Genomic DNA, 19,131 nt, shown 5'->3' with positions numbered 1-19,131 from the left:
TTTACTGTAAATGGTTTTGAAAATCCATCGATTCGGACAATCCGAATTTCCAACTAATAGGAATCATCGTTTACGGTTTTACCTCTCCGATCACATTTTTTTCATGAACAAAGCCAAAATGCCGGCTGTCCCTGCTGTTTAACCGATTGTCGCCAATGACAAAAATACATTTTTCCGGCACCGCTTCTTTTCCAGTTATTTCTTTTAATGTAAAATTCCCTGTGATCGGATTTCCATATACTTTTTCTTTATTTTTCTTTAAAAATGGTTCCGGTACATATTTCCCATTCACATATAATTTATCGTTTCGATATTCAATTTTTTCTCCTGGAAGGCCGATGACCCTTTTAACCAAAACTTGCTTTTCGCCGGGCATCTGAAACACGACAATGTCAAACCGTTCAATTTTATTAAACCGATTCGTCAATTTATTTATATAAAAATGATGGCCTTCTTTTAAGGTGGGCTGCATCGATACGCCATCAACAGTGTACGCGGCAAACGCAATATTTTTAATTAAAACGGTTGATAAAAGAGCTGAAGTGACGATTCCCGCAATAACTCGTTTTTTCCTCACGGCTCTTCACCTACTTTTTATCTTTTCGTTTAATTAACGAAACATTTAAACGCTGCTCAATCCTTTTTCCGATAAACCACATGAGCGCCATCACAACAAACACAATGATCAACCGGGCGGGCTCTTCAATCAGCTCCCGTAAATCATACCCTGATAAGCTAAGCATAAAAATCATCACGAGCTTCCCTGATAAAACAGCGAGCGCAAACTGCCACACATTGATTTTGGAAAGGCCGGCTACTACATTTACAAGCGCAGAAGGCGTAAAAGGGAAACAGAGCATTAAAAATAAAGGAGCAAAGCCGTGCCGTTCGACCCAGTTCATCATTCGTCTTACTTTTTCATGTCTGCTTAAAAAATTTAAAAAACGCTTCCGGCCAAACTTTCGCACTAAAAAAAACACGAGCAATGCGCCTGCCGATGAACCGATCCACGAGTACAAAAAGCCGAACCAAAGTCCGAATGAATTAGCGTTCGCAATTACAAACAGAATAAGAGGCAAGAACGGAAAAAAAGCCTCAAGCATCGGAAGCAGAATCCCTGGAAGAGGTCCGAGCGCTCGGTATTCTTTAAAGAATCGTTCAACATCTTCTAATGTAATGGAATCGAAAAATGCAATGACATCCATATCTTAACTCCTTACTTCAACATCTCTTTTTATTTTACACCTTTTGAGCGTAAGTTGAAAATTTTGCCGAAAAAAATTAATTGAAATGATTTATTTTCCTGTTTTATAATAAAATATAGAACATATGTTCTTATTCGAAGTGAGGTATTCCTATGTCGAAAATCCCATCCAACATTCGCCATTTGATTGAACAGTCAATCTACTTGCCGATGACTGCTACGGTGTTGAACAAAGACATGAATATCGTAAAAAAAAGTCCATTCAAACTGAAAGATCCTTATTTGCATTTAATTGAAGAGGCGTTAAAGCTTGTACAAAAAGATTTGGCAGAAGTTCGCAAAGAATTGCGCAGGCAAAAGGTGAAAGTTTTAAAAGCCAAACAGGATGAAGCATTCACAACGTACACTTTCTACTATAACGGCTATGAAGAACATCACAGCTACTTCAACCCAAGAATCCGAAACAAAGTAAATGAACTGATTGAACATTATTTGTTTAAAACTGAAAAAAAATCTGGCATTCCAACCTCTTAGACTTTTTATCTTAAAAGAAAGACAACGGCCAAACCGTTCGCTACAGAAGATGAGGGGACAGGACTATTTGTTTCGCCCGTTGAATGCCTGTCCCCTTATAACAGAAAAAATGAAATCTCCCCCATTTTCTAACACGGAAAAAAGCACGCAAATTGACAGCTTGCGTGCCGGAAGATAAAGCTTATCCATCTTCTTTTCTGAATTCGCGAACGAGCTGTTCATAAATATATGCATGCTGCTCCTTCGGAAAAAAGATTGTGTTCATGCGGCGCTGCTCCTGCTCAATTCTTGAAGAGATAATCGTTCGAAGATGTGCCGTTTTATAAAATTGATGGGAAAAAGAAGATGGAGATATGTCAGCAACTATTTTCTGACCGTTACGGAATATGACTTCCGTACAATTCGAATCTGTTTTCATAAAGCGGGAAATGTGGGAATGGGAAAACCAGGCGCACTGATGCCTTGCGGGTGAATGAGTAGGAAAAAAATAAAGGGAATTGGCAGGATCAATGACAATCGGAAGCTTTTTTGTTATGCCAAGCAGCCCTTTTGATCCTTCAACTCTTCCTTTAAAGCTTGAACCATAATAACGGCAGCTTTGATCAATAACATAAACAGGTCGAATAGGTACTATGCGCTCTCCGCTAGTTTCCAAAATTTTAGCGTACAAGTGATGTTCTTTTCTAAAAGGCAAAATTGCCATTGTTTCCCCATTTACAATACATTTTTCTGCCTCAAACTGCTTCGTACTCACTAGAATTCTTACCTCCTAATTTTTTCTATATAATAGTTCTTTTTCACTGATTCAAATTTATCATAAAAATTCCAAAATTTCTATATTTTTTTTAAAATTTTTAAATACAAAGCATTAGATCAAGGCAAGATGTTATTGTTAATATAATTTTTCTAAAAATTACAAATTATAAGTTGATTTTTCCTTCCGAAATCCATATAATATAAAAAAGGCATCAGAGGTGATGGGTTATGGAAAACCGGAAATCTTATTCCGAACTGATGAAGACCCGTTCTGTGAAAGAAAATCCAGAAAACTTCATGATGGATGTATACATCCAAATGATTCTGGACGAAGCATGGTTCAATCATCGAAAAAAAATGCTGGAAGACAAAATTAATGATGCTCTGGACCGAAAAGATAGAGAAAAATTTATGGAGCTATCCAAAGAATATGCGAAATGGGTGCGTTAAATGATAAAAAAAAGCCAATCCCAGAGGATTGGCTCAATCTATGTGAAGGTAATGATTATGGCCAGTCAATTAAGTTGTGGTAAATTGTTCAGCTTCCGTAGACCCTTTTAAAGCGGTTGTAGAAGAAGTACCTCCAGTAATCACTTGGGCAACCTCATCAAAATAACCAGTTCCAACCTCCCTCTGATGCCGTGTTGCTGTATAACCATACTGTTCGCTTCTAAATTCGGCTTGCTGAAGTTCAGAGTAGGCAGCCATTCCATGATCTTTATACTTGCGTGCAAGTTCAAACATGCTGTAATTCAATGCATGGAATCCAGCTAAAGTAACGAATTGGAACTTGTAGCCGTAAGAAGCAATTTCCTTTTGGAAACGTGCGATAGTATCGTCATCAAGCTTTTTCTTCCAATTAAAGGAAGGTGAGCAGTTATATGCCAATAACTTGCCTGGGAATTCTTTATGAATAGCCTCAGCAAACTTCCGTGCTTCTTCCAAATTAGGTTCAGATGTTTCACACCAAATCATGTCTGCGTATGGCGCATATGCCAAACCTCTAGCAATTGCTTGATCAAGACCAGCGCGAGTGCGGAAAAATCCTTCCTGTGTCCGTTCCCCAGTAATAAACTCTTTATCCCTGTCATCGATGTCGCTTGTGATCAAATCAGCCGCATTGGCATCAGTACGAGCAATGATAACAGTCGGAACATTCATCACATCAGCAGCCAGTCTTGCAGCAATCAAATTGCGAATAGCTGTTTGTGTCGGGAGCAAAACTTTTCCGCCTAAATGGCCGCATTTTTTCTCAGAAGACAATTGATCCTCGAAGTGAACAGCAGCTGCTCCTGCTTCAATCATCGCCTTCATCAATTCAAAAACGTTCAACTGACCGCCAAATCCAGCTTCAGCATCCGCAACAATTGGAACGAACCAATCAATTGAATGATCCCCTTCCATATGATGGATCTGATCTGCCCGCTGCAAAGCTTGATTAATCCGCTTTACGACATGCGGCACACTGTTAGCAGGATACAAGCTTTGATCCGGATACATTTGCCCCGCAAGATTAGCATCTGCTGCCACTTGCCAGCCGCTTAAGTAAATTGCTTTTAATCCGGCTTTTACTTGTTGGACAGCTTGATTTCCTGTCAAAGCTCCGAGGGCATTTACGTATTCCTCAGTTTTCATTAAATTCCAAAATTTTTCTGCTCCTCTTCTGGCAAGAGTATATTCGATTTCAATGGAACCTCTAAGCTTCAACACATCTTCAGCCGAATAAGGGCGTGTAATCCCTTTCCAGCGTTCATCTTTCTCCCAGCTTTCTTGCAATTGTCTCGCTTTTTCTTGTAATGTCATCTTTTCTCTCCCCTTTTTTGAAATATTTTTTAATTTAATCTTTCATAGCCTGGAAGCGTCAGAAAATCTACGAATTCATCATTTCTCACAAGCTCATCAAACAATTTCGCCGCTTCATCAAAACGCCCTTTTTGATAGGCTTCTTCACCAAACTCTTGTTTTATTTTTTCCAGCTCTTCCTGCTTAATTTTTTCATAAAGCTCTATTGTAACCTTCCGTCCGTCCTCCAACACCCCCTTTGGATGACGAATCCATTGCCATACCTGTGCCCTTGAAATTTCTGCCGTTGCAGCATCCTCCATCAAATTGTGGATAGGTGCAGCTCCTCTTCCAGAAAGCCATGATGCAAGATAACGAATGCCGACATCAATGTTCGTTCTTAATCCTTGCTCTGTAATTGTTCCTTCCGGGACTTCAAGAAGCTGTTCTGCTGAAATCTCAACATCTAGCTGTTTATCAATCTGGTTAGGTTGTTTCATATATTGGTCAAAAATTTCTTTGGCAACCGGTACAAGCGCAGGATGTGCCACCCATGTGCCATCGTGTCCATCTTTCGCTTCCCGCTCTTTATCAGCGCGCACTTTTTGGAACGCCTCTTCATTTTTCACCGGATCATCTTTAACCGGAATTTGCGCTGCCATTCCTCCAATGGCATGAACGTTCCGGCGATGGCACGTTTTAATCGCGAGCAGAGAATACGCCCTCATAAACGGAACCGTCATCGTTACTTGCGCCCGATCAGGTAAAATGACGTTTTGATCGTTTCGGAATTTTTTCAGATAGCTGAAAATATAATCCCATCTGCCGCAATTCAATCCAGCTGAATGCTCTTTCAGCTCGTATAATATTTCGTCCATTTCAAACGCGGCCAATATCGTTTCAATCAGAACGGTCGCTTTAATCGTCCCCCGCTTTACCCCCAATTCATCTTGCGCGAAACAGAAAACATCGTTCCACCATCTGGCTTCTAAGTGGCTTTCCAGCTTCGGCAAATAAAAGTAAGGTCCGCTTCCTCTTTTGATCAGTTCTTTTGCATTGTGGAAGAAATAAAGGCCAAAATCAAACAGACTGCCTGAAATCCGTTTTCCGTCCAATAGGACATGTTTTTCTTCTAGATGGAGTCCTCTCGGCCGCACGATCAGCGTTGCCGTTTCTTCATTCAGCTTATATACCTTTCCGTTTTCATTCACATATTCAATCGTTTTGTTGACCGCATCCCTTAAGTGAATTTGTCCTTCCACAATATTTTCCCAAGTCGGTGATGTGGCATCTTCAAAGTCCGCCATAAAAACTTTTGCGCCTGAATTTAAGGCATTGATAATCATTTTCCGGTCGACAGGTCCAGTAATTTCAACTCTGCGATCCTGCAAATCTTTTGGAACAGGCGGTATCGTCCAGTCCCCTTTTCGAATATGTTCCGTCTCCTTTAAAAACGACGGCTTCTCCCCTTCATTAATTCGCCTTTCCCGTTCTTTCCTCAGTTCAAGCAGCTCGATTCTTCTTGAACCAAATGTTTGTTCAAGCTTTTCAACGAACTGAAGGGCTTCGTTCGTTAAAATCTCCCTGTAAGAAGGCAGAAGAGTTCCCTTCACTTCCAGCCTAGATGCTGCACTAGCCTTCACGTTTCCTCACCTACCTTGTTATAAAACAGTTTTTAAATTACATTTTTAATATATAACAGATTAATACAGATTGGAAGACTTTTTTGAAAATTCGTTGTTTTCGTTTTCTTATCACATTCAATAAGTTTTTATTAACTTCCCTTTTTCGCTCGTACATCCGATCCATACCTCTATCTCAATCAGCACTTTTTGAAAACTTAAATAATTTTATGTTATTTTTTATAACATGATTTCGTTTTTCAAATTAAAATAATTGTAAAATTTAATAGATTTTACAAAAAAATAGTTGATTTTCAGTGAAAATAACCAATGACAGAATAGCTACCACAAATTATTATGTTATAAAAACGAACATAAAGTGTCACAAACAGAGGAGGAGGGATAAAAAATGGAAGCTGAAAAAGGTGTAAAAAATGCAGCTTTTATTAATCAAAAACCACAATTGGAGAAAAAGAAATTAAGAATGCCTCATATTTATGTCATATTGTTTGTTTTAATAATTCTTGCTACAGCCGCTACTTATTTTGTACCTGCTGGCGTTTATGAACGTATTCCAGGACCTGAAGGAAGAACAACGATTGATCCAAACTCATTTGATTTTGTTGAAGCAGCACCTGTAAGTCCTGTTGAATTTATGATGGCAGTCCCAAAAGGATTAGTTGCAGCAAGTGATGTCGTTTTTTTCACTTTGATCATCGGCGGTACATTTGCCGTTATTCGAAAAACAGGACTTATAGAAATAGGAGTAGAGAAACTAGCAAAAACATTTGCTTCCAATGGTATTGTGTTAATTCCAGTTTTAATGACTGTATTCGCAATTATATGCAGTTTAATTGGAACGCAAGAACTTAGTTTAGTTTATATACCTGTAATTCTCCCCCTATTTATTGCTTTAGGATTTGATTCAATGGTGGCGGCGGCGGTTGCTTTAGTTGCAACTACTGCTGGTTTTATGACAGGCTTTCTTAACCCGATTAATACTGGTTTAGGTCAAAAAATTGCAGGACTTCCAATATACTCAGGTATAGAATTTCGCATAGCGGCTTTCGTTGTCTTTGTTTTAGCAGGAATGATTTACATTATGCAATATGCTAAAAAAGTTAAAAAGAATCCTGAAGCAAGCTTAGTATATAAAGACGATCATGCTAAAAGGAATATGTACTTCAATCAATCTGTATCCAAAAGGAATGAAATGAATAAAAAACAAAAAGCTGCTTCTTTTGCCTTGTTATCCTTTTTTGTCTTATTAGTGTACGGTGTTTTAACTCAAGGCTGGTTTATGTTAGAAATGGCTGGACTGTTCATTATAATGGGTGTGGTTGTAGGTCTGATCGCTGGATTAACATTAAACGATATTTGCGAAGCATTTAATGACGGTTTTCGTGAAGTTTTAGTTGGGGCAATCATTGTTGGTATTGCCAGAGCAGTATCAGTAGTTATGGAAGACGGACAAATAATGGACACCATTGTCCATACACTAGGAACGATAGTAGGCGAAATACCAGGAACATTTAGTGTCATCGGGATGTTTATTGTCCAAATGCTATTTAGCTTTTTAATTCCGTCAGGCAGCGGACAAGCATTAGTTACTATGCCGATTTTAGCTCCGCTTTCTGATTTAATCGGAGTTACGAGACAAACAGCTGTTTTGGCCTACCAATTTGGAGACGGGCTAGGCAACATATTATTTCCAACTTCAGGATATTTTATGGCTGCACTAGCACTAGCTGGAGTTTCATGGCAAAAATGGGTTCGCTTTTATGTACCATTATTTTTAATTTGGTTTGGATTATCTGCTATTTTCCTGATCACCGCTCATTTCATTCAGTGGAACGGTTGAATCATGATTTAAAATGAGTCAAAAATTAATAAATCATCATATAAAAAACACGCGGCAAACAAAATGTTTTCCGCGTGTTTTTTTGAAATTTTATCGCATTTTTACTTAAAAAACGGCTCCCCTGGCTTTCGACTATCTTCCAATACAAGAATCCCTTTTTCTTTTGGTGCATTGGGCAGGTTTAATTCTTTTGCCGAACAGATCATGCCGCTCGAGGAAATGCCTCTTAGTTCAGCTTCTTTTATCACCATTCCGCTTGGCATAACCGCTCCTACCTTTGCAACAACAACTTTTTGTCCAGCCGCAACATTCGGTGCCCCGCAAACAATTTGAAGCACTTCATCCCCCACATCGACTTTGCATACACTTAATTTGTCAGCGTTCGGATGCTTTTCTTTTTCCAATACATGGCCAACGACAAATTTCGGTGATAAATCCGCCTCCAGCTTATCTGAAAAACCGTTTTGCGCAATTGTTTGATTGATCTTTTCCACCATTTCTGCCGTTACATCTAATTGGCCGTTTCCGTCAAGCGAAAAATAAGAAGTTGCCTGAAAAATGTTGAAGCCTGCTGTTTCATTAGTTTCAGCATCAAATATTTTTACAACATCTCCTTTTCTTTCAAACCGCTTCTGTTCATACGGTATATCTTTTAAAGAGATGATGAGTACATCGCCGATTCCTTCTTTATTGTAAAATACATTCATTGCTTGTCATCGTCTCCTTTCGTCAGTTTTCTGCGGTTTTTTGCCAAAATAAAGATCGGTTCGAGCTTTTTGTTTTCATAAATAAAGGATAAAGCCGTAATCGGCACCCTCCCATTTGTAAAAAAGCTCATCGTCAGCTGTGCCAGCACGTCATAACCCGTTTCATTTCGAATGTCGCCTATGATCAGCACGTCTTGATGAGGGACGCTGACAGTCATATCCCCTTGAACTTTTGATTCATATTCTTTTAAAATTGACTCATTTAAAATCCTGCTGGCATCGTAGCCGTCATTTGAATTAAAAAAATAAAAAACATTGCCTGCGACCTTATCTTCTTTTACTTTTGTCGGCAATGAACGCAAATTAAAGGCAGCCATTTCCTTCAATTGCTGGCGCGTCCAATTCTCCTTCTTCATCATCTGTTCATCAATTAGGCGATACGAATTTCCGAGATCAAGGGCATAATAAATGCGGGTCTCAGCAGTATGATCCTCAAAAATAAGAGGAACGCCATTCGACTCAACCGGAAAGGAAGTTGAGCGAATGACAGGATAAATCTGTTTTTCCTTGCCGCTTAATGCACCTTCATTTTTCATAGCTGAGAGAGACTCGGTTATGTAATAAACGAATTCATCAATCGCTTTTTCTTTTTTTTCGTTCCATTTTGAAATAATACCTGGCAAGGAGAGTGTCAGCCCTTTTTTCAATTCTGGATCTTCGATTCTTAACGTATCCTTTTTTCGATTAAATGAAAAGTGAAATGAGTAATCATTTAACTTCTCTTTTAACAATTCGACCATTTGTTCAGAATTCATAAGGCTGATCATCTCCTTTTTATTTTCTTTATATTAAAGATTTAAGCCATCTAAAAATTGCTGAACTTCCTCTTTTGTTTTCCGATCTTTGCTGACGAAGCGTCCGATCTCTTTTCCCTCGTTAAATGCGATAAAGCTTGGGATGCCAAAAACATTTAATTCTGCGCATAAATCGATATATTCATCCCGATCGACATAATAAAATGCGAACTGCGGATTCTCCTTTTCCAATTCAGGAAGATGCGGCTTAATAAACCCGCAATCTGGACACCAATCAGCCGAAAATACAAATAAAGCATTTTTTCCTTTCGTAAGCTCCCAAAAATGATCAACAGATTGAATGTTTTCCATCTCTAAAAGTCTCCTTTTATCTTTTTTCATTGGCATCGTAACAAATCTCAGCAAAAAAAGCTACTAACTCGCATGCCTGAGCCGATCAAAGTTAATTTTTTTTGGAAAATTGATATTGTCCTATTAACAGCTTCATGATATGTGCAAACATTTCTTTCCGGTCGATAAAGCCGTTTGTAAAGATTCCGATTGCTCCTTCTCGATGTCTCACATTTCTTTTTTTCGCATATGCATCCATTACATCTCCAAGCTCCAAGCCTTTTTTCAAAGGCTCAAGAAATTCATTCGGGAGCGGGATTCTCACCCCTCCAGCAATATATTCATTTCCATCTTTATCAATTAATGCACCCCAATTGCATAAAAACAATCCGCGAGGTGTAACATCCACACCCCCCTCAAGACCAACCGAAAGATCCGGTTTAACTTTTTCAAAGACATTTTTTGCCCGATTTAATGCCCCCTGCAATGTTTCCTCATCGGAAAATGGCTGTGTTGAAACCCCGGATGGAACATCAACTGAGATGAATTCCATGTTCTTCTCTTCCAAAAGAGAAAAGGTCTCCTTCACCGCATTGATTTTCGCCAGGTTTTTCGATCCGATTGCGACATTCATTTTTGCCCTCCGGAATGTTTTATGTTAAACGTTTTGCTTAATTTTTTCAACAGTGGATCGATCGCAAGCTTTTATGAGCTTCACAAGCAATTCTTTTGCTGCTAAATAATCATCGACATGGATCATCGAAGCATGAGTATGAATATATCGGGCGCATATTCCGATTACCGCTGAAGGCACACCGCTGCCAGAAATATGTACTCGGCCTGCATCTGTTCCGCCTTGGGATGTAAAATATTGATATGGAATATTGTTTGTTTCAGCTGTGTCAAGAATAAATTCCCGCATTCCCCGATGAGTGACCATTGTCCGATCATAAATTCTCAGCAGAACTCCTTTTCCAAGCTGACCAAATTCGTTTTTGTCCCCGCTCATGTCGTTGGCAGGACTCGCATCCAATGCAAAAAAGATGTCCGGCTTAATCAAATTGGCGGCCGTTTGCGCTCCCCTTAACCCTACTTCTTCCTGGACAGTCGCTCCAGAATACAAAACGTTTGGCAATGTTTCATCTTTCACTTCTTTCAACAGCTCAATGGCCAGCCCGCATCCATACCTGTTGTCCCAAGCTTTTGCCAAAATTTTTTTCGAATTAGCCATCGGCGTAAACGGGCAGACCGGAACAATTTGCTGTCCTGGCTTGATTCCTATGGCTTCCGCATCTGAGCGATTATCAGCGCCGATATCAATCAGCATATTTTTAATCTCCATCGGCTTTTTCCGAACTTCCTCATTGAGCAAATGCGGAGGGATGGATGCGATCACGCCGATCACCGGACCGCGTTCAGTTATAATTTGCACGCGCTGCGCCAGCAAAACCTGACTCCACCATCCTCCCAGCGGTTGAAAGCGGATCATTCCATTTTCTGTAATAGATGTGACCATAAAGCCTACCTCGTCCATATGGCCTGCAACCATTATAGTTGGTCCATCCTCACTGCCTTTTTTCACTCCAAAAATGCTGCCGAGTTTGTCTTGAACGATCTCATCTGCATATTTTTCTAGCTCTTTGCGCATAAATGAGCGAACAGCGTGTTCATTGCCTGATGCACCCGGCAGCTCTGTTAATGTTTTAAATAAATCCAACGTTTCGTTGTTCATGTTTATATCCCCTTCTTTAGCTTAATTTAGACCATCACGTACACAAAATATGTATAAACTTATTTTAGCGAATGATGAATGTATATTCCACAAATGTAACAAAACTGCGTTATACTAATAGTAAATTGTTTAAGGAGGGAAGATTGTGAAATGGAAAAATTTCCTGATCGGCTTCGCAGCAGGGATTGCCGTCGGATATGTATTAAAAAACGAATATAAAAAGCCGTTTCTTTCGCCGGAAAAAGCACTTGAATCGGTGAAAAAAGCTTTTAAACAAAAAGGCCCGATCAACGGATCCTGGATTTACACCATCCCGCAAGATTATGAAAAAAATGATATATCTTATAAAGTGTATGAGGCAGGAATCAGCCGTTTTTATAAAGGGAAAACTGAACAGTTTGAAGTTATTGTCGATGCATCGAGCGGAACCATTTTACATGTAAATCAGCTTTCCTCTTAACAAGAAACAGAGAAAACAAATTTCTTTGTCTCTTTGGGGAGTGAAAAAAATGGGGATTGTTAAAAAAGGTGTGACGATTTTACATTTTGATGAAACATACCATTATCAAAGAAAATTACAATCGTATTCTCACGAATGCATTGATTTCACTGATTTAGAAGGAACCCGGCTGTTTTGTGACGGACAATCGTTAAAAGTAATAAAAAGAAAGCTGTTGAGCCGCAAGCAAAAAGGAATTACGTTCATCGGCAGCGGCGATTATCACTATGTTACATATCTCCTGTTGAATGAAATAAAACTTCCGTTTACCCTTCTTCTATTTGACCATCATACAGACTTAGACGATTCTGCAATCGGGAGGAACATGCCAATTTCTTGCGGCTCATGGTTATCTTTTGCGCTAAAAGACAATCCTTTTTTAACAAAAGCCATTATCATCGGTCCAAAATGGACAGAAAAACAAGAAATAGAAAAAGTCAAGGTCATCCCGTATACACCTGAAAATCATCCGTATATTTTACAACAAATTCAACAAATACAAAATGATTTTGTTTATATTAGCATCGACAAAGATGTTTTAAAAAAAGGGGAGGCGGTGACAAACTGGGACCAAGGTACAATGAGTGCTGCGACATTGCTTTTTTATTTGCGGACAATATTAAATGAAAAAAAAGTGATCGGCCTCGATGTTTGCGGCGAGGCGCCGCGTAAAAGACTGGCTTTCTCTTTTCTCGAAGATCGAATGATGAATAAAAATGAAACGATAAATCTGAACATTTTAAAAATGTGCTTACGGAATCCTCACGTGTACGAAACAAATCAATTCCCCTAAAGTTTTTGCTTAAGTAAAAGACTGAAGAGTGCAGAAGATTCATCCCTCGAAAATTCCATTTTTTATCAAAAAAACATCCCGCACACTATCGTGCAGGGATGTTTGTCTTTACCGAATTTTCACTTTCGCAATTTCACTTCCGCCCTATAAATCTTTTGTCCTTTTTTGGAAAATTTCTCTTCGTATTCCGTCATTACATTGTCTGTAAAATCACTTTGGTGAAGATCTAAACTTACCCATTTCAATAAAAATCCGTATTCGGAAAAACTGACAAGCGAATATTCAAACAGCCTTTGGTTATCCGTTTTAAAATGAATTTCACCTTCATCAGCTAAAATGCTCTCAAAAATGGAAAGAAAGGAATGATGTGTCAAGCGCCGCTTCGCATGGCGTTTTTTTGGCCAAGGATCTGAAAAATTTAAATAGATTCGCTCAACCTCGCCTTTCGCAAAAATTTCAGCTAACTGGCTCGCATTTATGTTCATAAGCTTTACATTCGGAAGTTCCTCTTCTTTTAATTTTTTTAAAGCCGAGACGAGGACGCTTTCCTGAAGCTCAATGCCGATATAATTAATATGCGGATTTTGCTTCCCCATACCGACAATAAACTGTCCTTTGCCGGTGCCGACTTCTATATGAACGGGATGCTCATTCCCGAACAAATCGTTCCATTTCCCTTTCCATTCAAAAGGCTGCTGTATAACAAATTGGGGATGATTTCTTAAAAAATCTCCGGCCCAAGGCTTATTTCTTAAACGCATATTCCACCTCTGTTTATTTTTTTACTATGTCAAAAGAGCCGTATACTGAACGGCTCTTTATTGTATAGAAATCGAAATGATGTATATTCTAATCAATAAAGAAATGGGGTGAGAATGAATGCAATTGAATTATCGTGATCAACTGATGCTTCTGAAAGATATTTTATCTGAACATGAAAGTGAATGCTGCGGATCAGTAGCGGAATATGAGCAATTAGAGCGCCTCATTCGGTCATTAATGGCCAATGCTGAAGTTAATGATCAGTTAAAGCAATCGCTTGAAACAATATATACTTATTGCAAAAACGGGAAAAATTCCAGCGATATAACCGATTTTATCGCCTCACATCAAGGGCAGTTGACTCAATGGCTTGAGGATATCAATGCCCTTTCCTAAGCAAAGCATTTAAAAATTCCAGCTGCTCCGCCATTTCTTTTTCATTGTTTTTCTTTCTCAAAAAAGAGATGGACAAAATGACTTGAGCTAACATATACCAATGCATGCGAACTTTTAAATCGTCCGTTAAATCAGCTCCGTATTTTTTCAGCCATTCATCCCATTCACTTTCATGAATGTAAGTATATAACAGCATTCCTAAATCAATCGCCGGATCGGCAATCATTGCTCCATCCCAATCGATTAAATACAATTGGTTGTCCTCAGATAAAAGCCAGTTGTTATGATGAATATCACAATGGCAAACAACAGCTTCTTTATGCTGCACCTCTGTCACGTTTTGTTCCAAATAACATAGTGCTTGTCGAATAACCGGAAGCTCCAAAAGCTCCAAATTCGCTGCTTTTTTTACATTTTCGAGCAGCGTTTCAGGCGAGAGCGGCTCTTTTCCTAAACGTTTTAACATATCAAGTAGTTCATACGACCGATGGATTTTCTTTAGGAGCTCCGCAACGTGCTCGTTTTTCATATCTTTCGGTTTTAAACCGCGCCCGTTTAGCCAATGCTGCGCCGTAATCACATCACCGTTTTCCATTCTTTTCGTCCAAACGAGCTTAGGAACAATTCCTTCCGCTGACAAAACAGCTAAAAACGGCGAAGAATTGCGTTTTAAGAACAGTTTTTTTCCATTTTTTTCAGCATAAAAGGCTTCTCCTGTCGCTCCTCCTGCCGGAGATATTTCCCAATCGCTACCTAATACGTCTTCCAACCAATTCACCTTCAATTTCAAGCCCACATTTCGTTAGTAGATTCACCCTGCGCAATAAAAAAGACAGCTATTGAATTGAATGAGATGTTTCCAATAGCTATCCATTATAAATTTTATCTTCTAACAGTCTTTTTCGTCAAGAAAAAGTAAAAACATACCCTCATACTTCCATAAAGAACAACATGTAATCGAACATTTTCAAAAAATTCATTCATTAAATCGTTTTACCGCATTTGTTGCACATGATGCTAAAAGAGCCTTTACAGCTTTTAGTTGCATATTTTTAAAAGGAGAAGGCTGGCGCCGCATATTTTGAAACCAGTCGTCGTAGCTTCTCACATCAATTATTTCAATATCTGCCGGCAGCTCTGAAGCATGTATATATCCCGTTCTGTTTAATAATATTTTTCGAATTGGAAAGTTAACCTCCGCATTTGATAAAATCTGTTTTACTATATTTGCTGTCCGCTCCAATCCGATAATGGGAGATAATATTTTTTTCTCGCCTTGATCGTCCCGTTTCAGCCAAAATTTCTGTTTTGTACCGATTAATACGTTGTTTTCTTTATATTCTAATGCGGTAAGGCATACGATATCTGTTGGCCGAATGATGATAATTTCTCCTTGGACAGAGGCTTTTTTAATAAGAAAAACCGGATAATACATGACAAAATAAGTGTCAGGAAACCGCTGCAAAAAATATTTGAGCAGCGAATCCTTTTCAAAAGCTTCATCCATCGGGGAAATTTCCCGAATGGTAGAGCTTGCCCATACAAGCTGGGAGTTGAAAATCCGATCTAAAAATAATTGTTTTTCACTATCTAAGGTTGAATGAGCAAATTGGATACTCTCAAACCTTTTTTTAATTTCTTCCCACTGTTGTTTTTTCAAGCGGATAAATTGATTGGCATAACGATTTAGATCTATTTCATACCTTGATATATAATCCTCCATTTTAATCAACTGAGCCAAGATCGCGTCATCTCCTCTTTATCTCTACAAAAATAGCTGAACAACGTACGGGCAGATAATGGAAGCAAATATAGCGCTTAACGTCATCGAAATCGAACCGATTGCTCCTTCCAGACTGCCGTATTCTGCTGCCCTCGCTGTGCCAATTCCGTGGGAAGCTGTACCATATCCGATCCCAATAGCAATTGGATGATGTATGCGAAGTAATTTCAATAAATAAGGTCCAAACATCGCACCAAATATTCCTGCTATCATGACATAAACTGCAGCAAGGGTAGGATTACCTCCAATTATGTCTGTGATATCCATAGCTACCGGCGAAGTGACCGATTTGGGCGCAAGCGAAAGAATCAGTTCCTTATCTATTCCGAATAAAACAGCCATCATAATTCCTGAACACAGCCCGATAATCGTGCCGACGACAACGCTCAAAACAATTGATACAGCGTACTTTTTCAATGTTGATCGATGCTTGTACAGCGGGAATGCCAGCGCGACTACGGCAGGGCCTAGAAGCTCATCAATCCATTTTCCTCCATACATGTACGTATGATACGAAATATGAAATGTAATCAATAAACTAATGATGACAAATGTTGAAGTGGCAATCGGAACTAATAATGGAATATGGATTTTATTGTACAATTTAACCATTAGCCAATAAATCAGCACTGTAGCAAGTATCATTAAGATGGAGACTATTATTTTCATAAGCTTTGATCACTCCCATTCTGCCCAGCAGCCTGCTTTTTTTTTGGCAGCGGTCATCTGGCTGACGAAAGATGAAATGGACATCACCAGCACCGTGCTAATAATGACAATGAATACTGTCAAGATACCTTTTGATTGGAACAGCGAAAAATATTCCATCACCCCAACTGTCGCAGGAATAAATAAAAGGGCAAGATGCTTGACTAAAAAAGAGCACCCGTCTTTCACTAAATTTTGAAAAGGCTCGTAATGCAAAAGAGCGAAAAGAATCAACATGCCTATAATGCTTCCTGGAATCATTAAATGAAACAATTTTTGAAGGAACGTGCCAATAACATAAATGACATACAACAAACCTATTTGCCATATCAAATTAAATATTTTCAATTTTTTTACCCCTTACTCCTCTCATTATCCTCCAAGTGGAATTTGTTTGATCGCTTCATATTTAGGCGTTTGGTCAATATTCGTTTGGAATAAAGTAACAGAACCCACATGAAAATGTTCGTTTAACAAATATGGGGCGCTTTTCTCCTCCAAGGAAAATGAAAGCTGTCCTTCCCATTTTCTGGCGACAGTAATATGAGGTCTAAACGGACGTTCATCTAAAGAGAAATCGAAAGCTTTGCACGTATTATAAACTTCATTTCGCAACTGGTATAATAACTCGTTTTCTTTCACGCCTACCCATAAAATTCGCGGATGTTCCCGTTTCCCAAAAATTCCTGCCTCTGAAAGTTCAAGTGAAAAAGACGGAATTTTCCGGCAGGGCTCAAGCAAGCTTTCTGACAGCAAAGCAAGCCTCTTTGCATCAACATTCCCTAAAAACACTAATGTTACATGATAGTCAAAAGGATGGACGTAACGCGAAAAGTGCCACCGATCTTGATTCGCTGATATCCATTTTGTAATACTTTTTGCCGTTTCAATCGGAACATCCAATGCAAGAAAATAATGTTTTTGCATTTTTTTCTATCCTCACTTTCGAACATATTGTAGCAAAAACTGCGCATTCTTTGTATATCCGAGTTTTTCTGTCCGTATAAATTATGATATGATATGGATGGACTATATCAAAAGGAAGTGTTTTGAATGCGCGTAGTTCATAATATCGCTGATTTAATAGGAGAAACTCCATTAGTCAAATTAAACAGAATTAGCCCGAAAAACGGCGCAGATATTTATGTAAAGCTTGAGTATTTTAATCCTACCCGCAGCGTTAAGGACAGAGCTGCTTATAATATGATCGTAGAAGCTGAAAAACAAGGTTTGTTAAAACCGGGAGCTACAATTATTGAACCGACAAGCGGCAACACTGGCATTGGGCTCGCCATGAATGCGGCCGCCAAAGGATATCGGGCAATTATTGTCATGCCGGACACCATGACAGAAGAACGGATCAATTTGCTGAAAGCATACGGAGCTGAAGTTGTATTAACGCCTGGGGACGAGAAAATGCCCGGTGCGATTAAAAAGGCGCAAGAACTGGTAAAGGAAATACCGAACAGCTTCATACCGATGCAGTTTGAAAACCCTGCCAACCCAGATGCCCACCGGAAAACAACAGCTTTAGAAATTGTCGAAGCAATGAAAGAAATAGGAAAACCGCTTTCCGCTTTTGTTGCAACGTCTGGAACAGGAGGAACAATCACCGGCACGGGAGAAACGTTAAAAAAATATTTTCCTGAGATGACCATTCACGTTGTCGAGCCTGCTGGGTCACCTGTTTTATCCGGGGGCAGTCCTGGCAAGCATAAACTTGTCGGAACAAGTCCTGGCTTTATCCCTAAAACATTAAACACGAACATTTATGATGAAATACACAAAGTGAAGGACGATGAAGCGTACGAAATCACCCGCAGACTCGCCAAGGAAGAAGCTATATTAGTGGGACCTTCATCAGGTGCTGCATGTTTTGCCGCAATTCAAGTTGCAAAAAGATTATCTCCTGATGATGTTGTCGTGTGCATGACGGCTGATACAGGCGAACGCTATTTATCAAGCGATTTGTTCTTATTTGAATAACCGTTTATAAATTGCCTTCTTGCTGTTTCTGTGAGATAATTGAATCTAATTATGTAAAGTTTTCTAGGGTTCCGCAAGTGCCGTTCGCTTGGACTGGTCCGAGAGAAAACGCACAAATTGCTGTGTACACGGAAGGATAAAAGCCTGGGAGAATGACCTTATGGTTTCTCGCAGGCTTTTTTGATTGTGATGGAAAGGGGGAATTTGTTTATGAATTGGTTTTTAATCGTTGTTTCGGCGATTTTTGAAGTGGCGTGGGTCATCGGCTTAAAGCACTCAGACAATGTTTTGGAATGGATGCTAACCGTGATCTCTATTTGCATAAGTTTTTTGCTGCTTCTTTATTTAACTAAACAACTGCCGACAGGAACAGTATATACAATATTTGTCGGACTCGGCACTTTAGGAACAATTTTATGTGAGATTATTTTATTCGACGCCCATTTCAGCCCGATGAAAATGGTATTTATTTTGTCGCTAATTTGCGGAATCATCGGGCTGAAATATCAAACAAGCAAATTGGAAGCAAAAGAAGGTGACAAATCTTGAGCTGGATATTTTTAATTATTGCAGGATGCTGCGAAGTCATCGGCGTAACAGGATTAACAAAAGTGAACTCGTCGCCAAGCTTCTCATCCTTCTTTATGCTAATTGGCGGATTTATTTTAAGCTTATATTTTTTATCGCTTTCGATGAATGAAATTCCGATGAGCATTGCCTATGCAGTCTGGACAGGTATCGGCACTGTCGGCAGCACGCTCGTCGGCATGTATGTATTCGATGAACCGAAAGACAAATGGAGAATAACATTTATCGCCTTAATTATCGTTTCTGTTATTGGGCTGAAGCTAGTAGACTAAA

The 19,131-nt window shown here is 39.1% G+C and carries 25 protein-coding genes and 1 riboswitch; of the genes, 9 read left to right on the top strand and 16 right to left on the bottom strand.

The genetic code is table 11. The features are described from left to right. Positions 1–70: 70 nt before the first annotated feature. Together lepB and NST97_RS18020 are read right to left on the bottom strand one after the other, a co-directional pair. Positions 71–577, bottom strand: coding sequence for a signal peptidase I (gene lepB, locus NST97_RS18025; RefSeq protein WP_063386623.1), 507 nt, complete (start codon positions 575–577; stop codon positions 71–73). A 10-nt stretch (positions 578–587) separates the two neighbouring features. After that, the gene (locus tag NST97_RS18020; protein ID WP_340786055.1) at positions 588–1,205 is read right to left on the bottom strand and encodes a TVP38/TMEM64 family protein; all 618 of its coding nucleotides are present in this window, start codon (positions 1,203–1,205) and stop codon (positions 588–590) included. Between the two features lie 152 nt (positions 1,206–1,357). Between NST97_RS18020 and NST97_RS18015 the strand changes: the two genes are divergently transcribed. Next, entirely contained in the window at positions 1,358–1,738 is a 381-nt protein-coding gene (locus NST97_RS18015) for a hypothetical protein (protein ID WP_341343533.1), read from the top strand. A 181-nt stretch (positions 1,739–1,919) separates the two neighbouring features. On the opposite strand, the gene NST97_RS18010 is transcribed toward NST97_RS18015, so the two are convergent. Further along, positions 1,920–2,492 (bottom strand): competence protein ComK, encoded by a 573-nt coding sequence (locus NST97_RS18010; protein WP_341343532.1) that lies wholly within the window; start codon positions 2,490–2,492, stop codon positions 1,920–1,922. Between the two features lie 230 nt (positions 2,493–2,722). Here NST97_RS18010 and NST97_RS18005 point away from each other — a divergent pair, with 230 nt between their 5' ends. Next, positions 2,723–2,944: an IDEAL domain-containing protein gene (locus tag NST97_RS18005; protein WP_063386620.1), complete on the top strand. Its 222-nt coding sequence runs from the start codon at positions 2,723–2,725 to the stop codon at positions 2,942–2,944. 69 nt (positions 2,945–3,013) lie between these two features. On the opposite strand, the gene aceA is transcribed toward NST97_RS18005, so the two are convergent. Then, entirely contained in the window at positions 3,014–4,297 is a 1,284-nt protein-coding gene (gene aceA, locus NST97_RS18000; RefSeq protein ID WP_063386619.1) for an isocitrate lyase, read from the bottom strand. A gap of 29 nt (positions 4,298–4,326) precedes the next feature. After that, a complete protein-coding gene (aceB, locus tag NST97_RS17995) occupies positions 4,327–5,889 on the bottom strand; it encodes a malate synthase A (protein ID WP_412674458.1) in 1,563 nt (520 codons plus the stop codon). Positions 5,890–6,307: 418 nt separating this feature from the next. Here aceB and NST97_RS17990 point away from each other — a divergent pair, with 418 nt between their 5' ends. Next, a complete protein-coding gene (locus NST97_RS17990) occupies positions 6,308–7,759 on the top strand; it encodes a YfcC family protein (RefSeq protein ID WP_339194629.1) in 1,452 nt (483 codons plus the stop codon). A 101-nt stretch (positions 7,760–7,860) separates the two neighbouring features. Here NST97_RS17990 and ytpR read toward each other — a convergent pair whose 3' ends face one another. From ytpR to NST97_RS17965, 5 genes are all read right to left on the bottom strand, one after another. Continuing rightward, a complete protein-coding gene (gene ytpR, locus NST97_RS17985) occupies positions 7,861–8,466 on the bottom strand; it encodes a YtpR family tRNA-binding protein (RefSeq protein ID WP_063386617.1) in 606 nt (201 codons plus the stop codon). Further along, entirely contained in the window at positions 8,463–9,281 is an 819-nt protein-coding gene (locus tag NST97_RS17980; protein WP_063386616.1) for a DUF1444 domain-containing protein, read from the bottom strand. Before NST97_RS17980 ends, ytpR begins: the two co-directional genes overlap by 4 nt. A 33-nt stretch (positions 9,282–9,314) precedes the next feature. Next, on the bottom strand, positions 9,315–9,632 hold the full coding sequence (locus tag NST97_RS17975) for a thioredoxin family protein (RefSeq protein WP_063386615.1): 318 nt from the start codon (positions 9,630–9,632) through the stop codon (positions 9,315–9,317). Between the two features lie 91 nt (positions 9,633–9,723). Further along, positions 9,724–10,245 carry a DUF84 family protein gene (locus NST97_RS17970; RefSeq protein WP_341343531.1) on the bottom strand — a complete coding sequence of 174 codons (522 nt, stop codon included), beginning with the start codon at positions 10,243–10,245 and terminating at the stop codon, positions 9,724–9,726. A gap of 24 nt (positions 10,246–10,269) precedes the next feature. Continuing rightward, a complete protein-coding gene (locus NST97_RS17965) occupies positions 10,270–11,343 on the bottom strand; it encodes a M42 family metallopeptidase (RefSeq protein ID WP_063386613.1) in 1,074 nt (357 codons plus the stop codon). Between the two features lie 145 nt (positions 11,344–11,488). Here NST97_RS17965 and NST97_RS17960 point away from each other — a divergent pair, with 145 nt between their 5' ends. Then, positions 11,489–11,803, top strand: coding sequence for a PepSY domain-containing protein (locus NST97_RS17960; protein WP_063386612.1), 315 nt, complete (start codon positions 11,489–11,491; stop codon positions 11,801–11,803). A 49-nt stretch (positions 11,804–11,852) separates the two neighbouring features. Further along, the gene (locus NST97_RS17955; RefSeq protein WP_339194622.1) at positions 11,853–12,635 is read left to right on the top strand and encodes an arginase family protein; all 783 of its coding nucleotides are present in this window, start codon (positions 11,853–11,855) and stop codon (positions 12,633–12,635) included. Between the two features lie 119 nt (positions 12,636–12,754). On the opposite strand, the gene trmB is transcribed toward NST97_RS17955, so the two are convergent. Continuing rightward, complete coding sequence (gene trmB, locus NST97_RS17950) at positions 12,755–13,396, bottom strand: tRNA (guanosine(46)-N7)-methyltransferase TrmB (RefSeq protein ID WP_339194619.1); 642 nt, start codon at positions 13,394–13,396, stop codon at positions 12,755–12,757. Positions 13,397–13,514: 118 nt separating this feature from the next. Here trmB and NST97_RS17945 point away from each other — a divergent pair, with 118 nt between their 5' ends. Then, positions 13,515–13,793: a YtzH-like family protein gene (locus tag NST97_RS17945; protein WP_339194616.1), complete on the top strand. Its 279-nt coding sequence runs from the start codon at positions 13,515–13,517 to the stop codon at positions 13,791–13,793. On the opposite strand, the gene NST97_RS17940 is transcribed toward NST97_RS17945, so the two are convergent. The 5 genes from NST97_RS17940 to thpR form a co-directional block, all read right to left on the bottom strand. Then, a complete protein-coding gene (locus NST97_RS17940) occupies positions 13,777–14,571 on the bottom strand; it encodes a phosphotransferase family protein (RefSeq protein ID WP_082829584.1) in 795 nt (264 codons plus the stop codon). The two genes, NST97_RS17945 and NST97_RS17940, sit on opposite strands and share 17 nt — an antisense overlap. A 198-nt stretch (positions 14,572–14,769) precedes the next feature. Next, entirely contained in the window at positions 14,770–15,534 is a 765-nt protein-coding gene (locus NST97_RS17935; RefSeq protein WP_339194614.1) for an NERD domain-containing protein, read from the bottom strand. 24 nt (positions 15,535–15,558) lie between these two features. Continuing rightward, positions 15,559–16,245, bottom strand: a complete 687-nt coding sequence (locus NST97_RS17930) for an LrgB family protein (RefSeq protein ID WP_186439324.1) — start codon at positions 16,243–16,245, stop codon at positions 15,559–15,561. Between the two features lie 9 nt (positions 16,246–16,254). Next, entirely contained in the window at positions 16,255–16,632 is a 378-nt protein-coding gene (locus tag NST97_RS17925) for a CidA/LrgA family protein (RefSeq protein ID WP_311067008.1), read from the bottom strand. 24 nt (positions 16,633–16,656) lie between these two features. Further along, the gene (gene thpR / locus NST97_RS17920) at positions 16,657–17,211 is read right to left on the bottom strand and encodes an RNA 2',3'-cyclic phosphodiesterase (RefSeq protein ID WP_063386605.1); all 555 of its coding nucleotides are present in this window, start codon (positions 17,209–17,211) and stop codon (positions 16,657–16,659) included. Between the two features lie 126 nt (positions 17,212–17,337). Here thpR and cysK point away from each other — a divergent pair, with 126 nt between their 5' ends. The 3 genes from cysK (at position 17,338) to NST97_RS17905 (ending at position 19,130) form a co-directional block, all read left to right on the top strand. Continuing rightward, complete coding sequence (gene cysK / locus NST97_RS17915) at positions 17,338–18,270, top strand: cysteine synthase A (RefSeq protein WP_063386604.1); 933 nt, start codon at positions 17,338–17,340, stop codon at positions 18,268–18,270. A 52-nt stretch (positions 18,271–18,322) separates the two neighbouring features. Beyond that, positions 18,323–18,423: riboswitch (guanidine-I (ykkC/yxkD leader) on the top strand. A 57-nt stretch (positions 18,424–18,480) separates the two neighbouring features. Next, positions 18,481–18,819: a DMT family transporter gene (locus tag NST97_RS17910; RefSeq protein WP_339194609.1), complete on the top strand. Its 339-nt coding sequence runs from the start codon at positions 18,481–18,483 to the stop codon at positions 18,817–18,819. Further along, positions 18,816–19,130, top strand: a complete 315-nt coding sequence (locus NST97_RS17905) for a DMT family transporter (protein WP_130157144.1) — start codon at positions 18,816–18,818, stop codon at positions 19,128–19,130. The genes NST97_RS17910 and NST97_RS17905 overlap by 4 nt, the downstream gene beginning before the upstream one ends. The last annotated feature ends 1 nt before the right edge of the window (position 19,131 follow it).

The organism is Aeribacillus sp. FSL K6-1305 (assembly GCF_038050115.1).
GTDB lineage: Bacteria > Bacillota > Bacilli > Bacillales > Aeribacillaceae > Aeribacillus > Aeribacillus composti.
This window is presented reverse-complemented; position numbering and strand designations above follow the sequence as displayed.

Bases quoted from the DNA above. Each gene is read 5' to 3' on its own strand.
- NST97_RS18020 (WP_340786055.1), bottom strand. From the start codon at position 1,205: ATGGATGTCATTGCATTTTTCGATTCCATTACATTAGAAGATGTTGAA.
- NST97_RS17980 (WP_063386616.1), bottom strand. From the start codon at position 9,281: ATGAATTCTGAACAAATGGTCGAATTGTTAAAAGAGAAGTTAAATGAT.
- NST97_RS17945 (WP_339194616.1), top strand. From the start codon at position 13,515: ATGCAATTGAATTATCGTGATCAACTGATGCTTCTGAAAGATATTTTA.
- NST97_RS17930 (WP_186439324.1), bottom strand. From the start codon at position 16,245: ATGAAAATAATAGTCTCCATCTTAATGATACTTGCTACAGTGCTGATT.
- ytpR (WP_063386617.1), bottom strand. From the start codon at position 8,466: ATGAATGTATTTTACAATAAAGAAGGAATCGGCGATGTACTCATCATC.
- NST97_RS17970 (WP_341343531.1), bottom strand. From the start codon at position 10,245: ATGAATGTCGCAATCGGATCGAAAAACCTGGCGAAAATCAATGCGGTG.
- NST97_RS17955 (WP_339194622.1), top strand. From the start codon at position 11,853: ATGGGGATTGTTAAAAAAGGTGTGACGATTTTACATTTTGATGAAACA.
- NST97_RS17910 (WP_339194609.1), top strand. From the start codon at position 18,481: ATGAATTGGTTTTTAATCGTTGTTTCGGCGATTTTTGAAGTGGCGTGG.
- NST97_RS17965 (WP_063386613.1), bottom strand. From the start codon at position 11,343: ATGAACAACGAAACGTTGGATTTATTTAAAACATTAACAGAGCTGCCG.
- NST97_RS17990 (WP_339194629.1), top strand. From the start codon at position 6,308: ATGGAAGCTGAAAAAGGTGTAAAAAATGCAGCTTTTATTAATCAAAAA.
- NST97_RS18005 (WP_063386620.1), top strand. From the start codon at position 2,723: ATGGAAAACCGGAAATCTTATTCCGAACTGATGAAGACCCGTTCTGTG.
- NST97_RS18015 (WP_341343533.1), top strand. From the start codon at position 1,358: ATGTCGAAAATCCCATCCAACATTCGCCATTTGATTGAACAGTCAATC.
- aceA (WP_063386619.1), bottom strand. From the start codon at position 4,297: ATGACATTACAAGAAAAAGCGAGACAATTGCAAGAAAGCTGGGAGAAA.
- thpR (WP_063386605.1), bottom strand. From the start codon at position 17,211: ATGCAAAAACATTATTTTCTTGCATTGGATGTTCCGATTGAAACGGCA.
- cysK (WP_063386604.1), top strand. From the start codon at position 17,338: ATGCGCGTAGTTCATAATATCGCTGATTTAATAGGAGAAACTCCATTA.
- trmB (WP_339194619.1), bottom strand. From the start codon at position 13,396: ATGCGTTTAAGAAATAAGCCTTGGGCCGGAGATTTTTTAAGAAATCAT.
- NST97_RS17975 (WP_063386615.1), bottom strand. From the start codon at position 9,632: ATGGAAAACATTCAATCTGTTGATCATTTTTGGGAGCTTACGAAAGGA.